Raw genomic sequence first — 25167 nt, 5'->3', positions numbered from 1 at the left:
AATCTCACAGGCGGTATCCAAGATACCGCATGTACAGCGGGCCTTGAAAGGCCCCGGGGCCGTTGGTTGCTCCTTCGCAACAGTTTTAATCCCGCCCTTCTTGGGTTGCAAGTTTTTCCTGTTGTGCCCAAGCGACGATGCGGCGGGTCGCGCGCGACCAGGCGTGGGCGGCGAGCCATTGGGTTTGGCGCTCGGTGCGGGCGGCTTGCTGGGGGAGTGTTTTTTGATGGAGGTATCCATCGATTCCATGAGCGAGGGCCTGCGGTGAGGTGCCCGGGAGGCGGGTGACGGCGTCCTCCAGGTCATCGAAGATGGGCAGGGGGGTGCAGAGCACGGGGCGGCATGAGGCAAGGCCCAGACGGGCCGCCGCGCTGGAGGACTCCTGGGTGTGCTGGTAGGGGAAGACGACCAGCCGCGCGCGGGCCAGGCGCTGGAGGATGACCTGCTCGGGCAGGTGGTCGGTGATGAGTTCGACGGCATCGCTCAGGCCCAGGGCTTGGATGCGCTCCAGCAGCCGCTGGTGTTCGGCGCTGGAGACGGGGGCCGGGTGCAGGCTGTTAAGCATGAGCAGGCGGAGCCGGGGGCCCTTGCGGCGCAGGAGGGCGAGGGCCTCGACCAGTTCGCCCAAGCCCTTGTGGGGCAGGAGGAAGCCGAAGGTGGCGATGAGGTCGTCCTCGATGGGCGGCGGGTCGCTCAGGGGTGGGGTGACGCCGTGCGGCAGGCGGGTGGCCTGGCGGGCGAGGCCCAGGTCCTTGAGGCGGTTGAGGTCGTCGATGCCGTGGACGTAGAGGCGCTCGCAGAGGGCGAGCTCCTCGGCGATGCTGGCAAGGCTGAGGGTCTCTTGGCCTACGGTGACGTCGGCGGTGGAGTGGAGGGTGAGGGCAAGGCGTATGCCGTGCCCGTGCAGGCGGCGGAGGAGCCGGCCCAGGGCAGGGAGGGCAAAGAAGCTGAAGTTGAACTGGAGGATGGCGACTTGGATACCGTCCTCGAGGAGGGCCTGTTCCAGGGCGTCGAGGTCTTCGCCCGCGGCGCGGGTGGTCCAGACGCGGCGCAGGTGGGCGGGGTCCGGGGCGAGCGGTTCGGCGTCGCGGTTGGCGTAGAGGCGCAGGTTGTCGTCCGGCCAGTGTTCGAGCAGGTGGCGGCTGTATTCGGCAATGCCGCAGCGGCTGTTGTAGGTGCTGACCCAGCCCACGCGCGGGGAGGGAGGCAGCGGGGGGCTGGCGCGGAAGGCTGCAATGGCCTGGTGCAGGCGCTGGGCGGTGGTGGCCCAGGTGAAGCGCTGGCGGATGAGGGCCTGGGCGGCCGCGATGCGCGGCTGGCGCTGCTCGGGGGGGGCCTCGTGGACGGCGCGCATCTGGCGGGCGAGGTCGTCAATATCGGGTTCGGCCCAGACGGAGCCGAAGAGGTTGAAGTGGCTGCGCGAGCGGGCGTAGCGGAAGTCGACGAGCCAGGCGGTGGCGTCGTTGCAGAAGTCGAGCTGGCCGCCGTGGGCGGTGGCGACGACCGGCAGGCCGAGGAGCATGGCCTCGGCGATGGGCATGCCGAAGCCTTCGCCGCGGCTGGGGGCGACGAGGGCGTGGCTGTGTTCGTACAGCCAGCGCACCTGGGGTTCGCCAAGGTCGCGGTTGATGAGGACGACGCGCGGGGCCTTGGGGTGGCGGTGCTTCCAGGCGGCCAGTTCGGCCTCGATGTGGTGGTGGGGATTGGGGTGGGTCTTGAGGATGAGGGTGACGTCGTCCTCCACGGTGTAGGCGCGGGCATAGGCCTCGAGCAGGGCGTCCACGCCCTTACGCGGCAGGGCGGAGGAGATGTGGAGGAAGCGGAAGCCGCTGCCGAGGTTGTCTGCCAGCGGTTCGGCAGGGCGGCGCAGGATCTGGTCGACGCCCAGGCCGATGTCGACGATGGGGGCGGTCACGCCGCAGTCGATGAGGGTGCGGGCCACATAGCTGGACATGACGGTGACGAGATCCAGCCTGCGGTTGAAGGCATCCACCCAGGCGGGGGGGAATTCGGACTCTTCCCAGCCGTAGGCGTTCATGCCGCGGATGATGCCTTGCACGTCGTCCACACGCGGGGGGTAGAGGTTGCGCAGGACGACGTCGGCACGGTGCGGGGCGTGGGTGGCGCGCCAGAGGCCCTCGACCTCGGGCCATGCCTCGAGGAAGGCGGGGGCGGGCGGGTAGTCGCCGTGGCCTTCGGTGGAGTGCAGGCCGACCCTCAGGCCCTGGGCGTGGAGGGCAAGGGCGGTCTCGCGGTTGACTTCGGCCAGGCTGAAGCTGGAGTCGAAGGGGCCTTCGATGCGGATGTCGAGGCGGGCCTCCTCGTCCGGCGATGGGGCCTCCGGGTGGCCCAGCTCGTAGCCCAGCTCGGCAAAGAAGGCGATGAGCTGCTGGACAAGGCGGGGGCGGCGGAAGCGTTCGAGGTTGCGGCGCTGGCCCTCGCGCACGGCGACGCGCAGCCTGGGCTCGTCGAGGATGGCCTTGACGGCGGCGGCCATGGCGAGCGGGTCGGCCTCTTGGAAGAGCAGGCCGCCTTCGCCCAGGGTGTTGGGGATGTTGCTGGTGGCGCAGGCGATGACGGGCAGGTCGAAGGCCATGGCTTCGATGAGGGGGATGCCGAAGCCTTCGTGCTCGCTCATGCAGACGAAGGCGTCTGCGGCGCGGTAGTAGGCGTAGAGGGCCTCGGCGCTGACCTTGCCGGGGAGGTGGACGCGCTCGCTCAGGCGGTGGCGCTGGATGAGCTCGCGCAGGTGGTCGTGGTAGGCCTGGGAGGCGGTGCCACCGACGAGGTGGAGGTGGATGGCCTCCGGGATCATGCGTTCGAGTTCGCGCAGCATCTGGATCAGGAGGTGCTGGCGCTTGTTTTCGACGATGCGGCCGACGAAGAGCAGGTGGAGGCCCTCGGGGAGCCGCTGGGGCAGGCCCTTGTCCCAGTCGGCGGCGATGGCACGTTCGAGCTCGAACAGCAGGGGGATGACGTGAACGGGGCGGTAGCCGAGGGCCTGGACTTCCTCAGCGTTGTATTCGGAATCGGCGATGACGCCGATGAAGCGGTCCCGCCAGGCGGCCAGCTGGGTGCGCCCGAGGTCGCAGTAGCGCCGAAGCAGGCTGCCCTCGGGGAAGAACTGGGCGGGGGTGATGTTGTGGTAGGCCATCACCTTCGGTTCGGCGAGGCTGAAGAGGAAGTCCTCGAGGTCGGTGCCGATGGAGTGGTGGTAGATCACCACCTGGTCGGGGCGGCTGACGTAGTCCTTGATCGGGCGCACACGCCCCGCCAGGGCGGGGGGGATGCCGCCGCTGTAGACCTCGGAGGCGATGCCCAGGCTCTGGAGCAGGCGCTGGGTGTAGAAAATCCCGTTGGAGACGCCATCGCCCTCGGCGATGTCGGGGGTGATCTGGTGGATGGCGATGGGGCGAATCATGGCTTCCTCGCGATCAGGGCGTAATCCTGTGGGCCGAAGATCAGGCGCTGGAGGGTGGCCTGGGCCTCATTCTCGGCCTGGGTCGGGTCCCAGAGGGGATAGGGATGGTGGCGCTGGATTTCGACGTGGGTGTAACCCCGCGCCTGGGCCAGGAATTCGAGCAGGGCCGGGGGCAGGGGGTGGCGGTGGGTGGGGTCCATGTAGAAGGTGTGCGCGCCCACCTGGAGGTTTTCCGGGTTGGGGGTCTCCATGAGGAGGAGCCCGCCGGGCTTGAGGACGCGCCAGGCCTCGTCGAACAGGGCGATGAGGGTGTTGAACGGCAGGTGTTCGGCAATGTGGAAGCCGGTGATGGCGCCCAAGGCGTCGTCTTCAAGGCCGCGCAGGTAGGCCAGGGCGTCGGCATGGTGGACGTTCAGGCCCAGCTCGCGGCAGGCGGCCAGCATGCGGTCGTTGCTGTCCACGCCCTGGGCCTCGAGTCCTTCCCGCCGCAGAAGGTCCAGCCATTCGCCGCGCCCGCAGCCGAGGTCGAGCACCGGGTGGGAGGGGGTTCCGGCCTGGGCCTCGCGGATCAGGGGGAGGTATTTGGCCTGGCGTGCCTGGATGGCCTCGAACGCGCCACGGAAGCGGTCTTCGAAGTCGAGGTAGAAGTCGCTGGGCAGGTCGCCTGTGTCGGGGGACGGGGCGGGGGTCTCGACCGTCTCGACCGTCTTGGGGGCGGCAGGGGCGGCGTGCTGGAGGTGGATGACCTCCCGCCGCAGGCGGCGGAGTTCGTCGAGGTCGGCCTTGTCGGCCAGTTTTTCCGCCAGGCGGCGTTCCAGTGCGCTCATGCCCTGCTCAAGGGTGGCGATCGCCTGGCGTTGGAGGGATAGGTGGCTTTGAAGCTGGGCGTTCAGGTCTTCGAGCCTTCCTTGGGTGCGCAGCAGGTCGTCACGCAGCCTGATGACGTGGAGGATCGCCCATCCCCAACGCAGCAGGGGGCCGAGGAGGGGGCGCTCGCGCAGGCGTTCCTTGAGGCGTGCCCCGCGGATTCTGCGTGCGATGTGCCGGAGGCGCGGTCCCACCCAGGGCAGATCGAAGACCTTGCGGATCAGGTGCCATGCGCTGGGCGCAGCGGAGGGGGAGCGGGGCGCCGGATGGATCCGGTACGGACGATGCTGGGCGCGCTCCATGTCATGTGCAAGGCGCTGGCGCAATTTTTCAGCGTCGATTTCTGGGTTGTTGGGCTCGATCACGATGTTCCCGTTTCCGCGGATGGCATGAGGTGGAATTCCGACTCCAATCGGCACAGGCCAGCGAAGGGGGGGCCCAGTATACCGGCCACCTCGAAGCCCAGGAGGTTGTCCTCCCAGTGCAGGCATTCGTGGGTGTGGTCCGGGCCGCGATGGAGGGCAAGGGTGAGGGTGTATTTGCCCGGGGCGATATTGAGCGGCATGCGCCAGCAGGCTCGATAGGTGGCGCCGGCCTCGACCTTCAGGGGGATACCCTGAAGGTGGGTGTTGGTGCCGTGGATGTCCTGGCCCAGGCGGTCGCGGATCATGAAGCCGAGGGTGAGGTTGGGGATGGCCTCGTGCGAACGTAGGGTCACGCACAGTTCGGTCATCTCGCCCGAGGCGACGGTGTTTCCCCCGGATTGGAGGCCGCGGAGGGTGGCCTGAAGGATCTCGGCGCGGCGCGTGCCGTAGCCCGTGTGTGGTGCGGGTGGGTCATCGTCCAGTCGCGCGATGATTCGGTTGTAGACGTTCACCGCCTCTTCAGGCGATGCGTAGGCGGCAACGCGGCCATGGTCGAGCACCAGGACGTCGTCGCAGAGCATTTTCACGGCATTGAGGTCGTGCGAGACGAAGATGAGCGAACCGCCCTGGGCGCGGAATTCGCGGATGCGGCGCATGCATTTCTGCTGGAAGTGCGCATCGCCCACGGAGAGCGCCTCGTCGACGACGAAGCACTGGGGATCGGCATGGATGGCGATGGCGAAGGCGAGGCGCATGGCCATGCCCGAGGAGTAGGTCTTGAGGGGCTCGTCGATGTAGTCGCCGAGTTCGGCGAAGGCGATGATGGCCTCGCGGCGGGCCTCGATCTCCTCGGGGGGCATGCCGAGCAGTAGGCCGTTGTTGAGGATGTTCTGCCTGCCGGTCAGCTCCATGTTGAAGCCGGTGCCTAGTTCGAGCAGGCCGGTGATACGCCCTTGAATGTCGATGCTGCCGGCATCGGGGAGCAGGACGCCGGTCAGGATCTTGAGCAGGGTGGATTTGCCCGCGCCATTGTGCCCGATGATGCCCAGTGCCCGCCCTGGGGCGACCTCGAAGCTCACGTCGTGCAGGGCCTCGTGGACGTGATGATAAGGCCGGCGAAGGATGATCTCCTTGAGCCGGTCGGCAGGGCGGCGGTAGAGGCGGAAGTGTTTGCTGAGGTTGCGGGCGACGATCATGCTAGGGATGCATTGAACAAATGACTCCCCCCTCCCCCTTGAAGGGGGAGGGGTTGGGGGAGAGGGCGATAAGCCGTTGAAAATCCATCCCCCTCTCCCTAACCCTCCCCCACCAGGGGGGAGGGAACGTGCCGTATTCCAGGTTTTTCAGCATTTTCCTAGGGTCCTCTGGGCCAGTGCGAGAATGGCCAGGGTGTAGAGGGCGAGGAGCATGAGCCACACAAGGCCGGGGTGTCTGAGGCTCGCCACCTTGTGCCGGAGGGAAAAACGCAGACCGAGCAGCCCCAGGGTGAGGGCTGAGGCGACCAGGATGAAGCCGATCATAGGAAGTCGCGGATGTCTTTTTCGAGGCGCCGGACGAGCCAGTAGCCGAGCATCAGGATGCCGAAGGCCAGGACGGCGACCCCCATCAGGCTCGGGTAGGGGATCTCGCCATGTCCGGCGAGGATCGCATGCCAGGTTTCGATGAGGGGGAGGACGGGGTTGACCCAGCGCAGGATGTCCACGGTCGGACCAGGGAGGGCCGATGGCACCCAGACGATGGGGGTGAGCCAGAACCAGAGCTGGAGGAAGAGGGCGATAAATTCGCGGATGTCACGCAGGAAGACGTGCAGGGCGGCGAGGATCATGCCCAGTCCGAGGGCGAGGGCCTGTTGGACGAGTAGGACCCACGGCAGGAGGAGGATTTCTTGCTGGATTCCAGAGCCGAAAAGGATAAGGAAGAGCAGGAGCAATGAGGTGGCGAGGCCAAAGGTGATGCTTTCGGAGAGGGCGATGAACAAGGGCAAGGCGGGAAGGGAGAGGCGCACCTTGCCGATGATGGGGGCCTTGTCGACGTAGACGCCGGTGGTGCGGAGCAGGGTGTTGCTGAAGGCCATCCAGGGGATCACGCCAGCGGCAAGGTAGGTGCCATAGGCATGGGTCGCCGATGTGCCCGGCAGACGGGCACCCATGAGTTCGGCGAAGATCACCATGAAGATGAGCAGCATGGCCAAAGGCTGCATGACCACCCAGCTGAGGCCGAGCATGGAGCCTGCGTAGCGGTCGACGAGCTCCTGACGGGTGAAGCTCCAGAGCAGGGCTGGGGTCATCGGAGGAGGCTCTCGATCTCCGCGACTTTGCGTGCAACCGCGGCGGCTTCACCGCGCGTCTCGACATTCAGGCGCAGCAGGGGCTCGGTGTTGGAGCCGCGCAGGTTGAAGCGCCAGTCGGCAAACTCGAGGCTGATGCCGTCGGTGCGATCAATGACGGGATGCAGGGGGGCGTAATGTTGCAGCACGCGCTCGATGGCTGTTTCTATATTTTCGACACGGTAGTTGACTTCCCCGCTGCAGGGGTAGGCGGCCATGCGTTCGTCCACCAACTCGGCCAGGGACTTGCCGGTCTTGCTGATGAGTTCGGCAATCAAGAGCCAGGGGATCATGCCGGAGTCGCAGTAGGCAAAGTCGCGGAAGTAGTGGTGGGCGCTCATCTCTCCACCGTAGATGGCGTCTTCCTGCCGCATCCGCTCCTTGATAAAGGCATGTCCAGTTTTGCTCTGGATCGGGATCCCCCCCGCTTTTCGCACCTGGTCGATGGTGTTCCAGGTCAGGCGGGGGTCGTGGATGATCTTGCCGCCGGGCTCCTTGGCCAGCATGACCTCGGCCAAGAGGCCGACGAGGTAGTAGCCCTCGATAAAGCGGCCGGTGTGGTCGAAGAAGAAGCAGCGGTCAAAGTCGCCGTCCCAGGCGATCCCCAGGTCTGCGCCGTGTTCGACGACGGCCTTGGCGGTTGCAGCGCGCATCTCGGGTAGAAGTGGGTTGGGGACGCCGTTGGGGAAGTTTCCATCCGGTTCGTCCTGGATGAAAACGAACTCGAACGGCAGGTGCTGGGCCAGCAGGTGAACGACGGGCCCTGCGGCGCCATTGCCCGGGTCGGCGACGATCTTCAGGGGCTTGAGGATGTCGCGGTCAATGTATCCGAGCAGGTGCTGGATATAGGGAGTTTTGTCGTGATCTTGGGTGCATGCACCCTCACCCCCAGCCCCTCTCCCGCTTGCGGGAGAGGGGAGTTTTGCGGCGCGGTCGCGGATGGCGAAGAGGCCGCTGTCGCCGCTGATGGGGCGCGCGCCTTCACGTACCAGCTTCATGCCGTTATAGCCCTTGGGGTTGTGGCTGGCGGTGATCATGATGCCGCCACCAACCCCCTGCCCCTGGCGATGGAAGGTGTGGAAATAGACCTCTTCCGTGCCGCACAGGCCGATGTCAATGACATCGACGCCGCCCTCAGTCAGGCCCTGGATGAGGGCCTGACTGAGCATGGGGCTTTCCAGGCGCACGTCGTGGCCGACGATGACCTTTCCAGGCTGGATTTCATCGGCATAGGCGCGGCCGATGCGCCAGGCGATGTCCTCGTTGAGCTCATCAGGGACGCGCCCGCGGATGTCGTAGGCCTTGAAGCATGCGAGGTTCATGGCATCAGCTCCTGCCATAGCTGTCTTCGAAGCGGACGATGTCGTCCTCGCCCAGGTAGTCGCCGCTCTGGACTTCAATCATGACCAAGTCGATGACGCCTGGGTTTTCCAGGCGGTGGACATGTCCAGCGGGGATGAAGGTCGATTCATTGGTGTTCAGCAGAAAGACCCGCTCCCCATTGGTCACTCGCGCCATGCCGTTGACCACGATCCAGTGCTCGCTGCGATGGTGGTGCATTTGCAGGGAGAGCGAGGCACCAGGTTTGACTACGATGCGCTTGATCTTGAACCGCTCGCCCTCCTCCAGCACGGTATAGGTGCCCCAAGGGCGGTGGACGGTCATATGATGCTGGTGGGCGCTGTGCCCGCTTTCCTTGAGCTGGCGTGCAATGTGCCTGACGTCCTGAGCGCGATCCTTGTGGGCGACGAGTAGAGCGTCGGCGGTGTCGATAATGATGAGGTTGTCCAAGCCTACGGCGGCGGTCAGGCGCTCGGGGCTGTGGATGTAGCAGTTTTGGGTGGCATGCAGCAGGGCTTCGCCTTCGATGCGGTTGCCCTCGGCATCTGCGGGCGTGAGCTCGCTTAAGGCATTCCAGGAGCCGATGTCGCTCCAGCCGATATCGCAGGTGACCACGGCGACATGCTCGGATTTTTCCATCAGCGCATAGTCGATGGAGATGTCGGGCACCTGCTCGAAGCTGGCGGGGGCGAGCTCCAAGGTTCGATGTGTGGCGCCCAAGCTTTTGCGTGCGCTCTCCATCGCCCGAGCTACTCTCTGGAGGACATCGGGGGCATGTTGGTTCAATTCTTTGAGCAGGGTTCCGACCTGGAAGCAGAACATTCCCGAGTTCCAGAAATGACGGCCGGAGGCAAGGTATTCGCGGGCCTTGTCGAGGTCGGGTTTTTCAATGAAGCGCCGAACCTTAAAGCCTCCCAATCCCGGAGCGGTGAGGGTCTCGGTGGATGCCTCGATATAGCCAAAACCGGTTTCCGGGTGCTCGGGCTGGATGCCAAAGGTGACCAGGTGGCCTTGACGAGCTAGGTCGGCGGCGATCCGCACGGCGGCCTCGAAGGCTTGGATTTTGGTGATGAGGTGGTCGGCAGCCAGGACAAGCATGAGGGCATCGTCACCATGGGCTGCGCTCAGGTCGAGCGCGGCGGCAGCGATGGCGGCAGCCGTGTTGCGGCCAAAGGGTTCGAGAATGTAGCTCAGTCCAACCCCCGAGTGATTCACGGGGCGGTATTCGTCGGCCGTCTTGAAGTAGAGCTCGCGGTTGGTGACCGTCAGGATTTCTTCGACGCCCGGTAGGGCGCAGGCGCGGAGAAAGGTCTTCTGTAGCAGACTCTCGCCATCGGCTAGGCGCATGAAGGGCTTGGGGTGAGCCTCGCGGGATACCGGCCAGAGGCGGCTGCCGACACCGCCAGAAAGAACGACAGGAATGATCATATTAGAGGCTCGATCGTCCATGCATCAGTCGCTACCGAAAAGGTCGCGAGTATAAACCTTGTCGGTCACATCCCGCAGGGCGTCGGTCATGCGGTTGGCGATGATGAGGTCGGCGAGGCGCTTGAACTCGTCAAGGTCGCGGATGACGCGGGAGTTGAAGAAGTAGTCGTCGCTGAGGACGGGCTCGTACACCACCACCTCGATGCCCTTGGCCTTGAGGCGCTTCATGATGCCCTGGATGGCGGAGGCGCGGAAGTTGTCGGAGCCTTGTTTCATGACCAGGCGATAGATGCCCACGACCTTGTCGATCTTGCCTACCGGGGGGAGGGCGTGGAGGCGGCGGAGGATGTCCTCGGCGATGAAGTCCTTGCGGGTGGTGTTGGCCTCGACGATGGCGTGGATGAGGTTCTGCGGCACGTCGCGGTAGTTGGCCAAGAGCTGCTTGGTGTCCTTGGGCAGGCAGTAGCCGCCGTAGCCGAAGCTTGGGTTGTTGTAGCCCTGACCGATGCGCGGGTCGAGGCAGACGCCGTCGATGATCTGGCGGGTGTCCAGTCCGTGGGTGGCGGCGTAGGTGTCCAGTTCATTGAAGAAGGCCACGCGCATGGCGAGGTAGGTGTTGGCGAACAGCTTGATCGCCTCGGCCTCGGTGGGGTGGGTGAAGAGGACGGGGATATCCTCCTTGCGCGCGCCCTGCAGCAGCAGTTGGGCAAACCGTTCAGCACGCTCAGATTTCTCGCCCACGATGATGCGTGAGGGGTAGAGGTTGTCGTGCAGGGCGCGGCCTTCGCGCAGGAATTCGGGGGAGAAGAGGATGTTGGGCGCTTCACCCTCTCCCCCGGCCCCCGGTCCCTCCTCTCCGACCCTTCCGGCATCCCTGCCGGAAGCCCCTTCGGGGGCCGGCCGTCGAGAGCTCCCCTCAAGGGAGAGGGGGGCGAATGCTTTTTTGATGCGCTCGGTGTAGCCGACCGGGACGGTGGATTTGATGACCATCACCGCGTTCGGGTTGATGGCCAGCACGTCGCGGATGACCGACTCGACTGAGGAGGTGTTGAAGGTGTTGGTATCCGGGTCGTAATCGGTCGGGGTGGCAATGATGACGAACTCGGCGTCCTTGTAGGCCTCCTCCTTGTCGAGCGTGGCGCGAAAGTGGAGGTCGTCGCGCTTGAGGAAGGCCTCGATCTCGGGATCGACGATGGGCGAGCGGCCTGCGTTCAGCATCGTGACCTTCTCCGGCACGATGTCCAGTGCCACCACCTCGTGGTGCTGGGCCAGCAGCAGGGCGTTGGAGAGACCGACGTATCCGGTTCCGGCGACGGCGATTTTCATGATGCGGCGGGATGTGGGGGGAAGAGGTGAGGAGGGATACACACTGCGCTGAAGCGTTGGATGCTGGCGGTCATCATCTTTTCCGTGTTGCGGACTGTGCGATGGACGACGAGTCATGCGGTCGGGATGTGTCCGCGCGACTGCAGGTCATTCAGGATAGCCTCGGCGGTGTCGGTCAGAAGGCCCAGCCTCGCGTGCGCCATCTGCAGCGCGTGGGCGAGGATGGTTGGATCTTCGATGTATTCATGCACCATCTGATTGCGCAGTTGCCTCAGGCCCAGCCACTCATCGACCGAGGCAAGCATGCCAAGGCGTTCGGCGCGATTGAGGTTGTCGATCATGGCGCTAGGGGTTTCCTCGAGCGAGCGCAGCCAGGCGGGGATGAGCTTGTCACCCAGGGTGTCCTGCAGGCGCGCGAACCGGCTGGCATAGGCCTCGATCCGGTCCGAGAGATCCGCATGGGCGGTCAGGTTGCCAAGCATCTCCGGGGTCAGGGGCTCATGGAACAGGCGGGCATCGGTGTCCTTGAGCAGTTCGGTTTCCTTGCGCACGATGCGGGCGAGCGCTTGCAGGCGGAGCCGTTGGGCATCACTCATAGCTCGATTCCTGTTTCATGGGCGATCCGTACGATGGGGCGCGTGTCCTCGGGTTGTTCGATGACGACGTCGATCTTGCGCTCGCCAAGCTGGCGTTCAAGCTGTACCAGGAAATCGATCTTGCGCCTGAGGATGTCGGCATCCCCTGGCCAAGGCGGGGGGGGCTGGATGAGCAGGTCGATGTCACCGCCGCGCTTCGCGTCGTCAACGCGCGAGCCGAACAGCCACACGCGAGCTTGCGGTCCGAAGCTGGTATGGACTGACTGGCGGATGATGTCGGCTTGTTCGGGCGTCAGGCGCATGGCGCTCCACGGCAGATGTGTCGCGATGGCTTAAACATAGTAGCCGCGATACCACGCGACAAACCGCGCCAGCCCCTCCTCGATCGATGTGCTTGGTGCAAAGCCCGTGTCACGCATCAAGTCGTCCACATCGGCATAGGTGGCAGGCACATCCCCCGGTTGCATGGGAAGCAAGACCTTCTCGGCCGTGCGGCCCAGTGCGCCCTCCAGGGCCTCGATGAAGCGGGAGAGCTCGACCGGGCTGTGGTTGCCGATGTTGTAGATGCGGTAGGGGGCGGGGCTGCTTCCGGGGTCGGGGTGGGCGCCATCCCAAGCGGGGTTGGGGGCGGGGATGCGGTCGAGCACGCGGATCACGCCCTCGACGATGTCGTCGATGTAGGTGAAGTCACGCTGCATTTTTCCGTGGTTGTAGACCTCGATCGGCCGGCCTTCGAGGATGGCCTGGGTGAACTTGAAGTAGGCCATGTCCGGCCGACCCCAGGGGCCGTAGACGGTGAAGAAGCGCAGGCCGGTGGTGGGCAGGCGATAGAGGTGCGCATAGCTGTGCGCCATCAGCTCGTTGGCCTTCTTGGTGGCGGCGTACAGGCTGATGGGGTGATCCACGTTGTGGTGCACCGAGTAGGGCATGGCGGTATTCAGGCCATAGACCGAGCTCGAGGAGGCGTAGACCAGGTGCTCCACCGCGTGGTGGCGGCAGCCTTCGAGGATGTTCATGAAGCCGACGAGATTGCTGTCGACATAGGCGTGCGGGTTGTGCAGCGAGTAGCGCACCCCGGCCTGGGCGGCGAGGTGGATCACGCGCCGGGGCTTGAACTGGGCGAACAGCGCCTCCATGCCGGGGCGGTCGGCAAGGTCGAGGCGCAGGAATTCGAAATTCGGCTGCCCCTCAAGCTCGCGCAGGCGGGCGTGCTTGAGGCGTGGATCGTAGTAGTCGTTGAGGTTGTCGATGCCGACCACGCGCTCGCCGCGGGCGAGCAGGGTCTTGGTGACATGGAAGCCGATGAAGCCGGCGGCGCCGGTGACGAGCAGGGTCATGGGGTCGTGTTCGCCGTCAAGCGTTGGGTGCAGAGCCTGCGCACCGCCTCGGGATAGATCTGGTGCTCGATGGCGTGTACGCGCTGTTGCAGGGTTTCCGGGGTGTCGTCCGGCCGCACCGGCACGTGGCCCTGGAGGATGACGGGGCCTTCGTCCACCCCCTCGGTGACGAAGTGCACGGTGGCGCCGTGTTCCGCATCGCCTGCCTCGATGGCGCGGGCGTGGGTGTGCATGCCGGGGTACTTGGGCAGCAGCGAGGGGTGGATATTGATCAGCCGCCCGGCATAGTGCTGCACGAAGGCGGGGGTGAGGATGCGCATGAAACCGGCCAGCACCACGAGGTCGGGCCGGTAGGTGTCGATGCGCGCCATGAGGGCGGCATCGAAGGCCGCGCGCTCGGGAAAGTCCTTGTGGCTGATGACCTCGGTCGGGATGCCGGCCTGGCGCGCGCGCTCCAGGCCGAAGGCGTCGGCGCGGTTGCTGAACACGGCCACGAGCTGGCCCCCGCCCAGTTCACCCCGCCGCTCGGCGTCGATCAGGGCCTGCAGGTTGCTGCCGTGGCCCGAGATGAGGACGACGATGCGGCACATCAGCGCAGGATCACCCCTTCGCCCGTGCGCTTGACCATCCGGCCCATCACCCACGGGGCTTCGCCGGCGGCCTTCAGGCGGGCGATGATCGCGTCCGCTTTCGCGGCCTCGACCATCAGCACCATGCCGACGCCGTTGTTAAAGGTGCGGTACATCTCGCTGGCTGCAACATTGCCGCCCTCGCGGATCCACTGGAACACCGGAGCCGGGGTCCAGGAGGCGGTATCGACCTCGGCGGCGAGGTCCTCGCTGTACACGCGCGGCAGGTTCTCGGTCAGGCCTCCGCCGGTGATGTGGCACAGGCCGTGCACGCCGGAATCCTGGTCGCGCAGCAGCGGCAGCAGGCTCTTGACGTAGATGCGGGTGGGGGCGAGCAGGGCGTCGGCCAGCGTCGTCTCGCCGCAGGGCTGGTTCAGGTCGGCGCCGGTGACGGCCAGCACCTTGCGGATCAGCGAGTAGCCGTTGGAGTGCGGGCCGGAGGAGGGCAGGCCGATGAGCACATCGCCCTCGCGCACCCGGCTGCCGTCCAGCATCTGCTCCTTCTCGACGATGCCGACCGCAAAGCCTGCGAGGTCGTAGTCGCCCTCCTCGTACATGCCGGGCATCTCGGCGGTCTCGCCGCCCACCAGGGCGCAGCCGGCAAGCGCGCAGCCCTCGGCAATCCCAGTGACCACCCGCGCGGCCACGTCCACCGAGAGCTTGCCGGTGGCGTAGTAGTCGAGGAAGAACAGGGGTTCCGCGCCCTGCACCAGGATGTCGTTGACGCACATGGCGACCAGGTCGATGCCGATGTGGTCGTGTCGATCCAGGTCGATGGCGAGCCGAAGCTTGGTGCCGACGCCGTCGGTGCCCGAGACCAGCACAGGATGCTTGTAGCCTTGCGGCAGCTCGAACAGGGCGCCGAAGCCGCCCAGACCGCCGAGGACTTCGGGGCGGCGGGTGCGGGCCACGGCGGGCTTGATGCGGTCGACCAGGGCATTGCCTGCGTCGATGTCCACGCCGGCGTCACGGTAGGAGAGGGAGGTGGGCTGGCTCATGAGGGTTCAGCGGCGGCAAAAAGGGGTGTGCTATTGTACATGCCATCCTTGATTGATGCTTAAGGCATGCTCAAGCACATCCCCAACCTCATCACCGCGGCGCGCATGCTGCTGATCCCCTGGATCGCGCTGGCCCTGTTCGATGCGCGCTATGCTGAGGCGGCCGTGCTGTTCGCGGTGGCGGTGGTGAGCGACGGGGTGGACGGTTTTCTGGCGCGGCGCTTCGGCTGGCAGACCCGCCTCGGGGCCATCCTCGATCCGCTGGCGGACAAGGCGATGATCCTGGCGGCGATGGTTGCGCTGGTGGCGGCGGGCCTCCTGCCCCTGTGGCTGCTGGCCCTGCTGCTGGTGCGGGATCTCGGTATCGTCGCCGGGGCGACCCACTACAACTTCTTTGTCCACGACGGCTTCGTCCCGCGCCCACTGTTGATTGGCAAGCTGCATGTCTTTCTGGTGGCGATGCTGATCCTGGTGGTCATCGCCTCCGCCTGGCAGGGGTGGGTGCTCGATGGGTTGCGTGATGCGCTCATGGTCCTGGTCGCCCTGACCACCGTGCTCAGCGCCTACGGTTATTACCGCCAATGGAGCGCGTTGCCGCGCAAGGGGGCTGCGGTATGAGTGAGCAGCCAAGCGCCCATCGCACCGAGGCCGCATGGCCTCGCTGGCTGGTGGCCGTCCTTGCCCTGGTGCTGATCATGGGGCTGCTCGCCGCCCTGCGTCCCATCCTCACGCCCTTCCTGGTGGCCGCGCTGCTGGCCTACCTCGGTGACCCGCTGGCCGACCGCCTGGAGCGGCGCATGCCGCGCACCGCCGCGGTGGCGCTGGTGTTCCTGGGGCTGATCCTGATGCTGGGTCTGCTGGTCTTGATCATCGTGCCACAGGTGGCCCAGCAGGTGATGCAGATGTCCCACAAGTGGCCCCTGGCGGTGGAGTGGGTGCAGCACAACCTGCTGCCGCGCTTTACCGCCTGGACCGGCATGACGGTCGATCTTGAAACCCTCAAGGCCGCCCTGGCGCAGCACTGGGCGCAGGCCGGGGCGATGACCGCCAACGTGGTGGGCTGGCTGTTCGGCTCCGGCATGAGCGCGGTGGCTTGGCTTGCGAACCTGGTAGTGATCCCCGTGGTGACCTTCTACCTGCTGCGCGACTGGGATGCCCTGGTGGCCTGGGTGCGCGACTTCCTGCCGCGCAGCGTGGAGCCGACCGTCAGCCGCCTGGCGCGCGAAGCGGACGAGGTGCTCGGGGCCTTCCTGCGCGGCCAGCTCAGCGTGATGCTGGCGCTCGGCACCGTGTACACCCTCGGCCTGTGGCTTGCGGGGCTGGAACAGGCCCTGCTGTTCGGCATGCTGGCCGGGCTGGTGAGCTTCGTGCCCTATCTTGGCGTGATCGTGGGCGGCCTTGGCGCCGGGCTTGCGATGCTGATTCAGACCCAGGAGCTCATGAGCCTGTTGCCGGTGCTGGCGGTGTTCGCGGTGGGCCAGCTGCTGGAAGGGTTCGTCTTCACCCCCTGGCTGGTGGGCGACCGTGTCGGCCTGCACCCGGTCGCTGTCATCTTCGCCATCATGGCGGGCGGGCAGCTGTTCGGCTTCACCGGTGTGTTGCTGGCCCTCCCGGTGGCCGCCGTGCTGGCGGTGCTGATCCGCCACGTCCATGAGCGCTACAAGGCGAGCAGCTTGTACGGGCCGCAGGAGTCGCCGCCCGAGGGCGAAGCCCGCTGATCATGCTCTTCGCCCAGCAACAGGTCCTCGATTTCGGCCTTGCGCCTTCGCGCACCCTGGAGCAGTTCCTGCCTGGGGCCAACGGTGTGGCCGCCGGGCTCGTCGCCCAGCAGGCCGAGGGCCGGGGCGAGCCGCAGCTCTACCTCTGGGGAGCGAAGGGCAGCGGCAAGACGCATCTGCTCCAGGCAGCCTGTCAGCGTGCGGGCGAGCATGGCCTGACCGCGGCCTACATCGCCCTGCTTGATGCCCCGCACCCGGGGGTGCTCGAGGGGCTCGAGAGGCTGGGCCTGGTGGCCCTCGACGACGTGCAGGCCGTGGTCGGGCAGGCGGTGTGGGAGGAGGCCCTGTTCGACCTGATCAACCGCCTGCGCGAGCACGCCGTGCCCCTGCTCTTGGCCGCGGACCAGCCCCCGTCCGCCTTGCCCGTCGCCTTGCCGGATCTGGCCTCGCGCCTTGGGTGGGGGCCGATCCTGCGGCTCGAGGGGCTGGACGATGCCGCCAAGATCGAGCTGTTGCGCCGCCGCGCCGGGGAGCGGGGGCTCATCCTTCCGGACGAGGTGGGGCGCTACCTTCTGGAGCACTTGCCGCGCGACCTGTCCAGCCTGCTTGAGGGGTTGGAGCGCCTGGATCGCGCGTCGATGGAGCGCCAGCGCAAACCCAGCCTTGCTCTGGCGCGTGAGGTGCTGGGGGAGAGGCGTTGAACCGGCTTTGAAGCCGCCTCAAATGACCTTCGAGAACCGCTGCATGGTCTGCCCGCCGAGATAACGGTCGAACGGCATGCAGATGTTGCGGATCAGCAGGCGGCCGCGCGGCAGGACACGGAGGCCGGCGTCACTCATCTCGATCAGGCCGTCGGCCACCATGGGCCGCAGACGCTCGAGCGCGTGGGCGAAGTAGTCCTGGACATGGATGCCGTGACGGGCGCCGAAGCTCGCGTAGTCCAGGCCGAACTGGCAGATCAGTTCCATGATCAGATCGCGGCGGATGTGGTCGTCCTCGGTCATGCACAGGCCGCGCTCGATCGGCAGCCGGCCCTCCTTGAGCGCCGCCTCGTAAGGTTCCATCTCCTTCACGTTCTGGCTGTAGCAGCCGGCCACCTGGCTGATGGAGGAGACGCCGAAGGCCAACAGGTCGCACTCGGCGTGGGTGGTGTAGCCCTGGAAGTTGCGGTGCAGGCTGCCTTCGCGCTGGGCGATGGCGAGACTGTCGTCGGGCAGGGCGAAGTGGTCCATGCCGATGAACACGTAGCCCGCGGCGGTCAGGTGCTCGATGCTGGCCTGGAGGATGGCGAGCTTTTCCGCGGGGGCGGGCAGGTCGGCGTCGTTGATCCGCCGCTGCGGCTTGAAGCGGGTCGGCAGGTGGGCGTAGTTGAACACGGAGAGGCGGTCGGGGCGGGCCTCCAGGACCCGATCCAGCGTTTTCAGGAAGCTGGTCACATTCTGGTGCGGCAGGCCGTAGATCAGGTCGATGCTCACCGAGTGAAAGCCCTCGGCGCGCGCAGCATCAAGCACGGCGAAGGTCTCCTCCGGCGACTGGATGCGGTTGACGGCCTGCTGCACCCGGGGGTCGAAGTCCTGCACGCCGAGGCTCATGCGGTTGAAGCCGAGCTCGCGCAGGAGTTTGACGGTCTCGGCATTGGCCTCGCGGGGGTCGATCTCGATCGAGTATTCGCCTTGGTCATCGTCGCGTAGCCGGAAGCGCGCGCGGGTGGCGGCCATCAGGCGGCGCATTTCGTCGCCAGAAAGGAAGGTCGGGGTGCCGCCGCCCCAGTGCAGTTGGTCGACCACGCGGGAGGTGTCCACGTCGCGGGCGATGAGGTCCATCTCTTTCTCGAGCAGGGTGAGGTACGGCGCGGAGCGGGCGCGGTCCTTGGTGGCGATCTTGTTGCAGGCGCAGTAGAAGCAGACCGTGTCGCAGAACGGGATGTGGAAGTACAGCGACAGCGGGCCGCCGAGGGCATTGCTGCGCGCGAGGGCCTCGCGGTGCTCGGCCTCGCCGAAGCCTTCGTGGAACTGCACGGCGGTCGGGTAGGAGGTGTAGCGCGGGCCGGCGGTGTCGTAGCGCTGAATGAGGTCGGCGTCGAAGATGAGGTCTTGGTTCATGTGCGGCTACAATGCGCCGCATCTTTAGCGGTGCGGCGTGATGGACGAGTTATTGAAGGCCCTAGACTACTTTGGCGTTGTGGTTTTTGCCATCAGTGGCGGGCTGACGGCCGCGCGCAAGGGCATGGACCTGGTGGGTTTTGCCCTGATCGGCACGGTGACCGGCATCGGCGGCGGCACCTTGCGGGACCTTTTGCTCGACAAGCCGGTCTACTGGCTGACCGAATGGGAGTACGTGCTCTTGACGGTGCTGGCCGCCTGGAGCGTGTTCCTGTTCGCCCGCGCCTTCACCACGCGCACCGCGGCCGCGTGGCTGAACTGGGCGGACGCCGTGGGGCTCGCGGCGTTCAGCCTGATCGGCGCCCAGGCGGCGCTGGCGGTGGGCACGTCGCCCTTCATCGCGGTGGTGATGGGCATGATGACCGCAAGCTTTGGCGGCCTGATCCGCGACATGCTGTGCAATGAGCCGCCGATGATCCTGCACCGCGAGGTGTATGCCTCGGCCGCCGTCCTTGGGGCGATCGTGTTCGTCGTGCTGCACGAGCTGGCCGCGCCGGCCCTGCTGACGCTGACGGCCGGGTTCTTCACCGCCCTGATCGTGCGTGGCCTGGGTATCGTCTACGGACTGCACCTGCCGGCCTTCCCGAGGAGCGAAGCCTGATGCACGCGCTTGAAATCCGTGGCCTGACCAAGACCTACCGCAGTGGCACGCAGGCCCTCGCCGGCATCGACCTGGTCGTCCCCGCCGGGGATTTCTTCGCCCTGCTCGGACCGAATGGGGCAGGCAAGACCACGACCATCGGCGTGCTGTCCTCGCTGGTCACACCGACCTCGGGCGAGGTGCGGGTGTTCGGTCATGACCTTGCGCGCGAGCGGGCGAGGGTCAAGTCGCTGATCGGGCTGGTGCCGCAGGAGTTCAACTTCAACGGTTTCGAGCCGGTGGAGGAGATCGTCCGCCACCAGGCCGGTTTCTATGGCGTGGCGCGCGGCGAGGCGCGCCGCCGCACGGCCTGGCTGCTGCAGGAGCTGGGGCTTGCCGACAAGGCGCGCAGCCAGGCGCGCCAGCTCTCCGGGGGCATGAAGCGTCGTCTCATGATCGCCCGCGCCCTGGCCCATCGTCCGCGCCTGCTCATCCTCGACGAGCCGACCGCCGGGGTGGATGTCGAGCTGCGGCGAGGGATGTGGGACTTCCTCACCCGTCTCAACCGCGAGGAGGGGGTGACCATCCTGCTGACGACCCACTACCTGGAGGAGGCCGAGGCCCTGTGCCGCCATGTCGCCATCATCGACGGCGGGCGGATCGTGGTGAGCAGCCCGCTGCGCGAACTGCTCGAGCAGCTGCCGGAGGAGAGCTTCGTGCTCGATCTGGTGGAGCCCATCGCCCAGGCGCCGCTGATCCCAGGTGTGCGCCTGCATCGGGTCAACCCCGGCACCCTGGAGCTGGAAGTCCGCCGCGGTCAGCCGCTGGATCAGGTCTTCGCCGCCCTGCACGCAGCTGGGGTGAGGGTGATGAGCCTGCGCAACAAGAGCAACCGCCTGGAGGCCCTGTTCATGAAGCTCACCGGCCATGGCGTGGAGGATGAGGCATGAATCTTGTCCTCGAATGGCGCGCCCTGTGGACCCTGCTCGAGCGCGAGACCCTGCGCTTCGTGCGCATCTGGCCGCAGACCATCATCCCGCCGATGGTGACGACCGCGCTCTACTTCATCATCTTCGGCGGCCTGATCGGCGCGCGCGTGGGCGAGGTCGGCGGGGTGCGCTACATGGACTTCATCGCCCCGGGGCTCATCCTCATGGCGGTGATCAGCAACAGCTACGCCAACGTCGTGTCCTCCTTCTTCAGCGCCAAGATGCACCGCCACATCGAGGAGCTGATGGTCGCGCCGATGAGCAATTTCAGTCTCATCCTCGGCTTCATGGCCGGCGGCATCGCGCGCGGCCTGGCCGTCGGCCTCGCCGTCACCGCCGTCACCCTGCTGTTCACCGACCTTGCGGTGCACGACTGGGGGCTCGCCATTCTGGTCATGCTGCTGACCTCGGCGGTGTTCTCGCTCGCCGGGATGCTCAACGCCATCTTCGCCAAGACCTTCGACGATATCTCCATCATCCCGACCTTCGTCCTCACCCCGCTGACCTACCTTGGCGGGGTGTTCTTCAGCATCGATCTGCTGCCGCAACCGTGGCGCGAGATCGCCCTGTTCAACCCCCAGCTGCACATGATCAACGCCTTCCGCCAGGCCGTGCTCGGGGTGTCGGATGTGCCCGCGGGGCTCGCCCTGGCGCTGCTGGCCGGCCTGCTCGTCGTGCTGCTCGGGGCGTGCGTGTTCATCCTGCGCAAGGGCTGGGGGCTGCGCGGGTGATCCCGATGTGGGAGCGACGCCCTCGTCGCGATCATAGGTAGAGACCATCGGCCCGGGGCGGGCCTCCTACTGGGCCATGAGAGGGCTTGCATTGGCAGGCCCCAGCCCCTACAGTGCGCCCCGAGTCGGCCAGACCATCGCTGTGTCCCTTGCGGGCATGGAGGAAAGTCCGGGCTCCACAGGGCAGGGCGCCAGGTAACGCCTGGGGGGCGCGAGCCCACGGAAAGTGCCACAGAAAACATACCGCCTACGTCCGCAAGGACCGGTAAGGGTGAAAAGGTGCGGTAAGAGCGCACCGCGAACGCTGGTAACAGCGTCGGCAGGGAAAACCCCGTCCGGAGCAAGACCAAATAGGGGGACATCGATGCGGCCCGCAGAGTCCCCGGGTAGGTTGCTCGAGCCGCGTGGTGACACGCGGCCCAGATGAATGATGGTCCTCGACAGAACCCGGCTTATCGGCTGACTCGACTTCTTCCAGGCGCCCTCCCTCGCGGAGGGCGTTTTCTTTTAAACCCGGATCTCAATACCTGCGCTTAAGTGACTGAATTGCGTGGGTATGTGGGTTGCGTTTTTCGCTTATTAGACGCTGCTAACCCATTGTGAATAAAGAATTTTTTATTGAAATGCGGTTGCGGATGCCGAGGTGGGTGGATATAGTGGTGGCAAGTGGAAATAAGTGGGAAAAGGTGGGGCTTCCGCCATGTTCCGTGGGATCAGCAACCTCAGCCTCGATGCCAAAGGGCGTTTCGCGGTGCCGACGCGCTACCGCGAGCCCTTGGCTGCGCAATGCAATGGCGAGCTGATCATCACCATCGATACCGAGGAGCGCTGCCTGGTCCTCTATCCCATGCCGGTCTGGCTCGAGATCGAGCGACAGATCGACGCCCTCTCCGGCCTCAACCGCAAGGTCAGCCGCATCAAGCGCATGTTGATCGGTCACGCCACCGAAGTCTCCCTGGATGCCAACGGCCGCCTGCTGGTGCCGCCCGAGTTGCGTGATCACGCTGGCCTGACCAAGGGGGCGGTGCTGGTGGGGCAGGGCAAGAAGTTCGAGCTGTGGGACGAGGACACTTGGCGCGCGGCGCGCGAGGCCTGGCTGGCGGACGACGAGGACGAGGGCGAGGGGCCCGCGGCGCTGGAGCAGATTGCGCTATGACGGTTCCCGCAGCTCATCTCCCGGTCATGCTGGACGAGGTGCTCGAGGCGCTCGGGCTTCGGCCTGATGGCATCTATGTGGACGGCACCTTCGGGCGCGGCGGGCACAGCGGGGCCATTCTTGAGCGCCTCGGGCCGGTCGGCCGCCTGATCGCGCTGGATCGCGACCCTGACGCGGTGGCCGAGGCGCGTCGTCGCTTCGGCGCGGATGCGCGCTTCACCATCGTCCATGCCCCGTTCTCCCGCCTGCGCGAGGCGCTTGAGCCGCTGGGCGTGTGGGGGCGGGTGGATGGGCTCCTGCTCGACCTGGGTGTGTCCTCGCCTCAGTTGGATACGGCCGAGCGCGGCTTCAGCTTCATGCGTGATGGCCCGCTCGACATGCGCATGGACCCCTCGCACGGCGAGAGCGCCGCCGATCTTCTGGCGCGCATCGACGAGGGCGAGCTTGCCGATATCCTCTGGCGCCTCGGTGAGGAGCGCTTCTCGCGCCGCATCGCCCGTGCCATCGTCCAGGCTCGGGGCGAGACCCCGATCACCCGTACCGCCCAGCTGGCCGAGATCATCGCCTCTGCCGTGCCCCGGCGCGAGCCCGGCAAACATCCGGCCACGCGCAGCTTCCAGGCCCTGCGCCTGTGGATCAACCAGGAACTGGCGGAACTCGAGGCCGTGCTGCCCCAGGCGCGCGAGGCGCTCGCCATCGGCGGCCGTCTGGCGGTGATCAGCTTCCACTCGCTGGAAGACCGCATGGTCAAGAACTTCCTGCGCGGCGAGCGTGCCCCCGAGCTGCCGCGCGAGATCCCCTTGATGGCCGCGCCGGCGCCTGCGGTCTGGCGCACGCTCGGGCGGGCGCAAAAGGCCTCCGCTGCCGAGGTGAAGGCCAATCCGCGTGCCCGCAGCGCGGTGCTGCGCGTGGCGGAGAAGCTGGCATGAAGCTGGTGGCGCTGCTGCTGTGGGCCGGTTGCCTGCTGTCCGCCATCGGCGTGGTGCAGGCCGAGCACCGCGAGCGCAAGTATGTGCTCGCGCAGGAGAAGGCCGTCCAGCATCGCGACGAACTCGAGATCGAATGGGAGCGCCTGCAGCTGGAGGAGGCGGCCCTGGCTGCCCACGGGCGGGTGGATGCCCTCGCTCGCGAGCGCCTGCACATGGGGCCTCCGGGGCGTGATGCCGTGTCGATGGTGGTTCGATGACCGGGCTTCGCGCACTCATGCGGGCGTTGGGGAGGGGCGGCTGGCGCTACGGCACGGTCGTCGTGCTGTTCTTCGCGCTGGCCAACGTCATGCTTTGGCGCGCGGTCTATCTCAAGATCACCGAGCGCGATTTCCTCGAGCAGCAGGGCGGCATGCGCTACGAGCGCGTGCAGGAGATCTCCGCGCACCGCGGGCAGGTACTCGACCGCAACGGCGAGCCGCTGGCGGTGAGTACGCCGATGGAGACGGTATGGGTCAATCCGCGCGAGCTCATGCCTGCGATCGACCGCGTGCCCGAGCTGGCGCATGCCCTCGGGCTCGATGCCAGCCGTTTGCGCACCCAGGTGCAGCAGAACGCCGAGCGCCGCTTCCTCTACATCAAACGCCAGATCACTCCCGAGGAAGGCGCGCAGGTCAAGGCGCTGCGCATTCCCGGGGTCAATACCCGCCGGGAATACCGGCGTTTCTACCCGACCGGTGAGGTGACCGCGCACATCCTCGGCTTCACCAATATCGACGATCAGGCGCTGGAAGGCATCGAGCGCACCTACGACCACTGGCTGCGCGGCGAACCCGGTGCGCGGCGCGTCATCCAGGACCTCCATGGCGGCGTGGTCGAGCAGCGTGAACTGATCCGTGAGGCCCGTCCCGGTAACGACCTGGTGCTGTCGCTCGATCGCCGTCTGCAGTATCTCGCCTACCGCGAGCTCAAGGCCGCGGTGCAGGCGAACAAGGCGAAGGGCGGGACTGCAGTGCTGCTCGATGTGCGCACCGGCGAGATCCTCGCCATGGTCAACCAGCCCTCCTTCAACCCGAACGACCGCACCAGCATCCGTCCGGACCTGACCCGCAACCGTGCGGTGATCGATGCCTTCGAGCCGGGCTCGACCATGAAGCCGTTCTCGGTGGCGGTGGGGCTGGAGAGCGGCAAGTTCAGACCGGACACGCCGATTGACACCCATCCGGGGTTCATGAAGGTCGACCGCTTCACCATCCGCGACCACCACAACTACGGCCTGCTGGACGTGACCGGGGTGATCCGCAAGTCGAGCAACATCGGCGTGACCAAGATCGCCATGGCGGTCGGCCCGGAGGCGCTGTGGAGTTTCTACGATGCCTTGGGCCTTGGGCGGGTATCCGGCACCGGCTTTCCCGGTGAGTCGAGCGGCCGCCTGCGCCATTTCCGTGACTGGAACGCCTCGGACATTGCCACCCATGCCTACGGCTACGGCATGAGCGTGACCGCCCTGCAACTGGTGCGCGCCTACGGCGCGATCGCCCATGACGGGGTGCTGATGCCCGTCTCCTTCCTCAAGGTGGAGCAGCCTCCCGAGGGCAAGCGGGTGATGGATGCGCGTGTGGCCCAAGCCTTGCGCGTCATGATGGAGGAGGTGGTCAAGGCCGGCGGCACGGGGACCAAGGCCCAGGTGTCGGGCTACCGCGTGGCGGGCAAGACCGGTACCGCGCACAAGTCGGAGGCCGGCGGCTATGCGGAGGACAAGTACGTGTCCGTGTTCGCGGGGCTTGCGCCGGCCTCCAATCCCCGCCTCGCGTTGGCGATCATGATCGACGAGCCCGGCACCGGGGTGTACTACGGTGGCCAGGTGGCCGGCCCGGTGTTCTCCGCGATCATGGAGGAGGCCCTGCGCATCCTCAATGTCGCGCCTGATGCCATGGGGCCCGCTACCGTGGTGAGCGCCCCCAGCAAGGGAGGGCAAGGCTAATGACCATGATGCTCTCCGAACTTTTGGCGGGGCTGGTCCCGGTCACAGCCGAGGATGACCGACCGATTGCCGGCCTGTGCACCGACAGCCGTCGCGTCCAGCCGGGGGAACTGTTCATCGCCCGCCGGGGCGGACGCTTCCACGCCCTGGATCATGCGCCGGAGGCCGTGGGCCGTGGGGCGGTCGCCATCCTGTCCGCCGAGGGCGATGCCGACGGTCTGCGCGCCGCCCTTGGCGTGCCGGTGTTCGTACTGGAGGACCTCATCCCGGCGCTCGGCCAGCTGGCC

25 protein-coding genes and 1 other RNA gene are annotated in these 25167 nt (G+C 66.5%); 12 read left to right on the top strand and 14 right to left on the bottom strand.

Features of this window, described 5'->3' with window-relative positions; all coding sequences use genetic code 11:
• Positions 1–85: 85 nt before the first annotated feature.
• The 13 genes from V6D91_RS09100 to purM all read right to left on the bottom strand — a co-directional run bounded on the left by V6D91_RS09100 (position 86) and on the right by purM (position 14634).
• On the bottom strand, positions 86–3421 hold the full coding sequence (locus tag V6D91_RS09100) for a glycosyltransferase (protein WP_347319783.1): 3336 nt from the start codon (positions 3419–3421) through the stop codon (positions 86–88).
• Positions 3418–4653 carry a class I SAM-dependent methyltransferase gene (locus V6D91_RS09095; protein ID WP_347319781.1) on the bottom strand — a complete coding sequence of 412 codons (1236 nt, stop codon included), beginning with the start codon at positions 4651–4653 and terminating at the stop codon, positions 3418–3420. Before V6D91_RS09095 ends, V6D91_RS09100 begins: the two co-directional genes overlap by 4 nt.
• Positions 4650–5849 carry an ABC transporter ATP-binding protein gene (locus V6D91_RS09090; RefSeq protein WP_347319780.1) on the bottom strand — a complete coding sequence of 400 codons (1200 nt, stop codon included), beginning with the start codon at positions 5847–5849 and terminating at the stop codon, positions 4650–4652. Before V6D91_RS09090 ends, V6D91_RS09095 begins: the two co-directional genes overlap by 4 nt.
• Before the next feature lie 147 nt (positions 5850–5996).
• Entirely contained in the window at positions 5997–6173 is a 177-nt protein-coding gene (locus tag V6D91_RS09085) for a hypothetical protein (RefSeq protein ID WP_347319778.1), read from the bottom strand.
• Complete coding sequence (locus V6D91_RS09080) at positions 6170–6940, bottom strand: ABC transporter permease (RefSeq protein ID WP_347319777.1); 771 nt, start codon at positions 6938–6940, stop codon at positions 6170–6172. Before V6D91_RS09080 ends, V6D91_RS09085 begins: the two co-directional genes overlap by 4 nt.
• Positions 6937–8301, bottom strand: coding sequence for a phosphomannomutase (locus V6D91_RS09075; protein ID WP_347319775.1), 1365 nt, complete (start codon positions 8299–8301; stop codon positions 6937–6939). The genes V6D91_RS09080 and V6D91_RS09075 overlap by 4 nt, the downstream gene beginning before the upstream one ends.
• A gap of 4 nt (positions 8302–8305) precedes the next feature.
• Entirely contained in the window at positions 8306–9748 is a 1443-nt protein-coding gene (locus V6D91_RS09070; RefSeq protein WP_347319773.1) for a mannose-1-phosphate guanylyltransferase/mannose-6-phosphate isomerase, read from the bottom strand.
• Positions 9749–9772: 24 nt separating this feature from the next.
• On the bottom strand, positions 9773–11074 hold the full coding sequence (locus V6D91_RS09065; RefSeq protein WP_347319771.1) for a nucleotide sugar dehydrogenase: 1302 nt from the start codon (positions 11072–11074) through the stop codon (positions 9773–9775).
• A gap of 113 nt (positions 11075–11187) precedes the next feature.
• On the bottom strand, positions 11188–11670 hold the full coding sequence (locus tag V6D91_RS09060) for a hypothetical protein (RefSeq protein ID WP_347319769.1): 483 nt from the start codon (positions 11668–11670) through the stop codon (positions 11188–11190).
• Positions 11667–11972, bottom strand: a complete 306-nt coding sequence (locus V6D91_RS09055) for a nucleotidyltransferase domain-containing protein (protein ID WP_347319767.1) — start codon at positions 11970–11972, stop codon at positions 11667–11669. Before V6D91_RS09055 ends, V6D91_RS09060 begins: the two co-directional genes overlap by 4 nt.
• A gap of 30 nt (positions 11973–12002) precedes the next feature.
• Entirely contained in the window at positions 12003–13007 is a 1005-nt protein-coding gene (locus tag V6D91_RS09050) for an NAD-dependent epimerase (RefSeq protein WP_347319765.1), read from the bottom strand.
• Positions 13004–13597, bottom strand: a complete 594-nt coding sequence (gene purN, locus V6D91_RS09045; RefSeq protein ID WP_347319763.1) for a phosphoribosylglycinamide formyltransferase — start codon at positions 13595–13597, stop codon at positions 13004–13006. Before purN ends, V6D91_RS09050 begins: the two co-directional genes overlap by 4 nt.
• Entirely contained in the window at positions 13597–14634 is a 1038-nt protein-coding gene (purM, locus tag V6D91_RS09040; protein WP_347319762.1) for a phosphoribosylformylglycinamidine cyclo-ligase, read from the bottom strand. Before purM ends, purN begins: the two co-directional genes overlap by 1 nt.
• Before the next feature lie 66 nt (positions 14635–14700).
• Between purM and V6D91_RS09035 the strand changes: the two genes are divergently transcribed.
• The 3 genes from V6D91_RS09035 to hda are packed head-to-tail and all read left to right on the top strand — an operon-like array spanning position 14701 to position 17053.
• Positions 14701–15252 carry a CDP-alcohol phosphatidyltransferase family protein gene (locus V6D91_RS09035; protein ID WP_347319760.1) on the top strand — a complete coding sequence of 184 codons (552 nt, stop codon included), beginning with the start codon at positions 14701–14703 and terminating at the stop codon, positions 15250–15252.
• The gene (locus tag V6D91_RS09030; RefSeq protein ID WP_347319758.1) at positions 15249–16352 is read left to right on the top strand and encodes an AI-2E family transporter; all 1104 of its coding nucleotides are present in this window, start codon (positions 15249–15251) and stop codon (positions 16350–16352) included. The genes V6D91_RS09035 and V6D91_RS09030 overlap by 4 nt, the downstream gene beginning before the upstream one ends.
• Before the next feature lie 2 nt (positions 16353–16354).
• Positions 16355–17053 (top strand): DnaA regulatory inactivator Hda, encoded by a 699-nt coding sequence (gene hda / locus V6D91_RS09025; protein WP_347319756.1) that lies wholly within the window; start codon positions 16355–16357, stop codon positions 17051–17053.
• Between the two features lie 18 nt (positions 17054–17071).
• Here hda and hemN read toward each other — a convergent pair whose 3' ends face one another.
• Complete coding sequence (gene hemN / locus V6D91_RS09020; RefSeq protein WP_347319754.1) at positions 17072–18454, bottom strand: oxygen-independent coproporphyrinogen III oxidase; 1383 nt, start codon at positions 18452–18454, stop codon at positions 17072–17074.
• Between the two features lie 40 nt (positions 18455–18494).
• Here hemN and V6D91_RS09015 point away from each other — a divergent pair, with 40 nt between their 5' ends.
• The 9 genes from V6D91_RS09015 to V6D91_RS08975 form a co-directional block, all read left to right on the top strand.
• The gene (locus V6D91_RS09015) at positions 18495–19115 is read left to right on the top strand and encodes a trimeric intracellular cation channel family protein (RefSeq protein WP_347319752.1); all 621 of its coding nucleotides are present in this window, start codon (positions 18495–18497) and stop codon (positions 19113–19115) included.
• Positions 19112–20044, top strand: a complete 933-nt coding sequence (locus V6D91_RS09010; RefSeq protein ID WP_347320128.1) for an ABC transporter ATP-binding protein — start codon at positions 19112–19114, stop codon at positions 20042–20044. The genes V6D91_RS09015 and V6D91_RS09010 overlap by 4 nt, the downstream gene beginning before the upstream one ends.
• The gene (locus V6D91_RS09005; protein ID WP_347319750.1) at positions 20041–20814 is read left to right on the top strand and encodes an ABC transporter permease; all 774 of its coding nucleotides are present in this window, start codon (positions 20041–20043) and stop codon (positions 20812–20814) included. Before V6D91_RS09010 ends, V6D91_RS09005 begins: the two co-directional genes overlap by 4 nt.
• Positions 20815–20935: 121 nt before the next feature.
• Positions 20936–21285, top strand: an RNA gene (rnpB, locus tag V6D91_RS09000) — RNase P RNA component class A.
• A gap of 229 nt (positions 21286–21514) precedes the next feature.
• A complete protein-coding gene (gene mraZ, locus V6D91_RS08995) occupies positions 21515–21970 on the top strand; it encodes a division/cell wall cluster transcriptional repressor MraZ (RefSeq protein WP_347319748.1) in 456 nt (151 codons plus the stop codon).
• Positions 21967–22899 carry a 16S rRNA (cytosine(1402)-N(4))-methyltransferase RsmH gene (gene rsmH, locus V6D91_RS08990; protein ID WP_347319746.1) on the top strand — a complete coding sequence of 311 codons (933 nt, stop codon included), beginning with the start codon at positions 21967–21969 and terminating at the stop codon, positions 22897–22899. The genes mraZ and rsmH overlap by 4 nt, the downstream gene beginning before the upstream one ends.
• Positions 22896–23156: a cell division protein FtsL gene (ftsL, locus tag V6D91_RS08985; protein ID WP_347319744.1), complete on the top strand. Its 261-nt coding sequence runs from the start codon at positions 22896–22898 to the stop codon at positions 23154–23156. The genes rsmH and ftsL overlap by 4 nt, the downstream gene beginning before the upstream one ends.
• Positions 23153–24880 (top strand): penicillin-binding transpeptidase domain-containing protein, encoded by a 1728-nt coding sequence (locus V6D91_RS08980; RefSeq protein ID WP_347319742.1) that lies wholly within the window; start codon positions 23153–23155, stop codon positions 24878–24880. The genes ftsL and V6D91_RS08980 overlap by 4 nt, the downstream gene beginning before the upstream one ends.
• On the top strand, positions 24880–25167 hold a 288-nt coding region (locus V6D91_RS08975), incomplete at its 3' end, for a Mur ligase domain-containing protein (RefSeq protein WP_347319740.1). The genes V6D91_RS08980 and V6D91_RS08975, both read left to right, overlap by 1 nt.

The sequence above is a fragment of the Thiofaba sp. EF100 genome, assembly GCF_039822285.1.
Taxonomy (GTDB): Bacteria; Pseudomonadota; Gammaproteobacteria; order Halothiobacillales; family Halothiobacillaceae; genus Thiofaba.
The sequence above is the reverse complement of the archived record's forward strand: the minus strand, read 5'-3'. Positions and strand labels throughout refer to the sequence as shown.

Excerpts from the sequence above, each read along its gene's own strand:
- V6D91_RS08980 (WP_347319742.1), top strand. The coding sequence starts at position 23,153 with ATGACCGGGCTTCGCGCACTCATGCGGGCGTTGGGGAGGGGCGGCTGG.
- purN (WP_347319763.1), bottom strand. The coding sequence starts at position 13,597 with ATGTGCCGCATCGTCGTCCTCATCTCGGGCCACGGCAGCAACCTGCAG.
- V6D91_RS09070 (WP_347319773.1), bottom strand. The coding sequence starts at position 9,748 with ATGATCATTCCTGTCGTTCTTTCTGGCGGTGTCGGCAGCCGCCTCTGG.
- ftsL (WP_347319744.1), top strand. The coding sequence starts at position 22,896 with ATGAAGCTGGTGGCGCTGCTGCTGTGGGCCGGTTGCCTGCTGTCCGCC.
- V6D91_RS09005 (WP_347319750.1), top strand. The coding sequence starts at position 20,041 with ATGAATCTTGTCCTCGAATGGCGCGCCCTGTGGACCCTGCTCGAGCGC.
- V6D91_RS09090 (WP_347319780.1), bottom strand. The coding sequence starts at position 5,849 with ATGATCGTCGCCCGCAACCTCAGCAAACACTTCCGCCTCTACCGCCGC.
- V6D91_RS09100 (WP_347319783.1), bottom strand. The coding sequence starts at position 3,421 with ATGATTCGCCCCATCGCCATCCACCAGATCACCCCCGACATCGCCGAG.
- V6D91_RS09060 (WP_347319769.1), bottom strand. The coding sequence starts at position 11,670 with ATGAGTGATGCCCAACGGCTCCGCCTGCAAGCGCTCGCCCGCATCGTG.
- V6D91_RS09075 (WP_347319775.1), bottom strand. The coding sequence starts at position 8,301 with ATGAACCTCGCATGCTTCAAGGCCTACGACATCCGCGGGCGCGTCCCT.
- V6D91_RS09080 (WP_347319777.1), bottom strand. The coding sequence starts at position 6,940 with ATGACCCCAGCCCTGCTCTGGAGCTTCACCCGTCAGGAGCTCGTCGAC.
- V6D91_RS09015 (WP_347319752.1), top strand. The coding sequence starts at position 18,495 with ATGGACGAGTTATTGAAGGCCCTAGACTACTTTGGCGTTGTGGTTTTT.
- V6D91_RS09065 (WP_347319771.1), bottom strand. The coding sequence starts at position 11,074 with ATGAAAATCGCCGTCGCCGGAACCGGATACGTCGGTCTCTCCAACGCC.
- mraZ (WP_347319748.1), top strand. The coding sequence starts at position 21,515 with ATGTTCCGTGGGATCAGCAACCTCAGCCTCGATGCCAAAGGGCGTTTC.
- hemN (WP_347319754.1), bottom strand. The coding sequence starts at position 18,454 with ATGAACCAAGACCTCATCTTCGACGCCGACCTCATTCAGCGCTACGAC.
- rsmH (WP_347319746.1), top strand. The coding sequence starts at position 21,967 with ATGACGGTTCCCGCAGCTCATCTCCCGGTCATGCTGGACGAGGTGCTC.
- hda (WP_347319756.1), top strand. The coding sequence starts at position 16,355 with ATGCTCTTCGCCCAGCAACAGGTCCTCGATTTCGGCCTTGCGCCTTCG.
- V6D91_RS09085 (WP_347319778.1), bottom strand. The coding sequence starts at position 6,173 with ATGATCGGCTTCATCCTGGTCGCCTCAGCCCTCACCCTGGGGCTGCTC.
- purM (WP_347319762.1), bottom strand. The coding sequence starts at position 14,634 with ATGAGCCAGCCCACCTCCCTCTCCTACCGTGACGCCGGCGTGGACATC.
- V6D91_RS09030 (WP_347319758.1), top strand. The coding sequence starts at position 15,249 with ATGAGTGAGCAGCCAAGCGCCCATCGCACCGAGGCCGCATGGCCTCGC.
- V6D91_RS09055 (WP_347319767.1), bottom strand. The coding sequence starts at position 11,972 with ATGCGCCTGACGCCCGAACAAGCCGACATCATCCGCCAGTCAGTCCAT.
- V6D91_RS09035 (WP_347319760.1), top strand. The coding sequence starts at position 14,701 with ATGCTCAAGCACATCCCCAACCTCATCACCGCGGCGCGCATGCTGCTG.
- V6D91_RS09050 (WP_347319765.1), bottom strand. The coding sequence starts at position 13,007 with ATGACCCTGCTCGTCACCGGCGCCGCCGGCTTCATCGGCTTCCATGTC.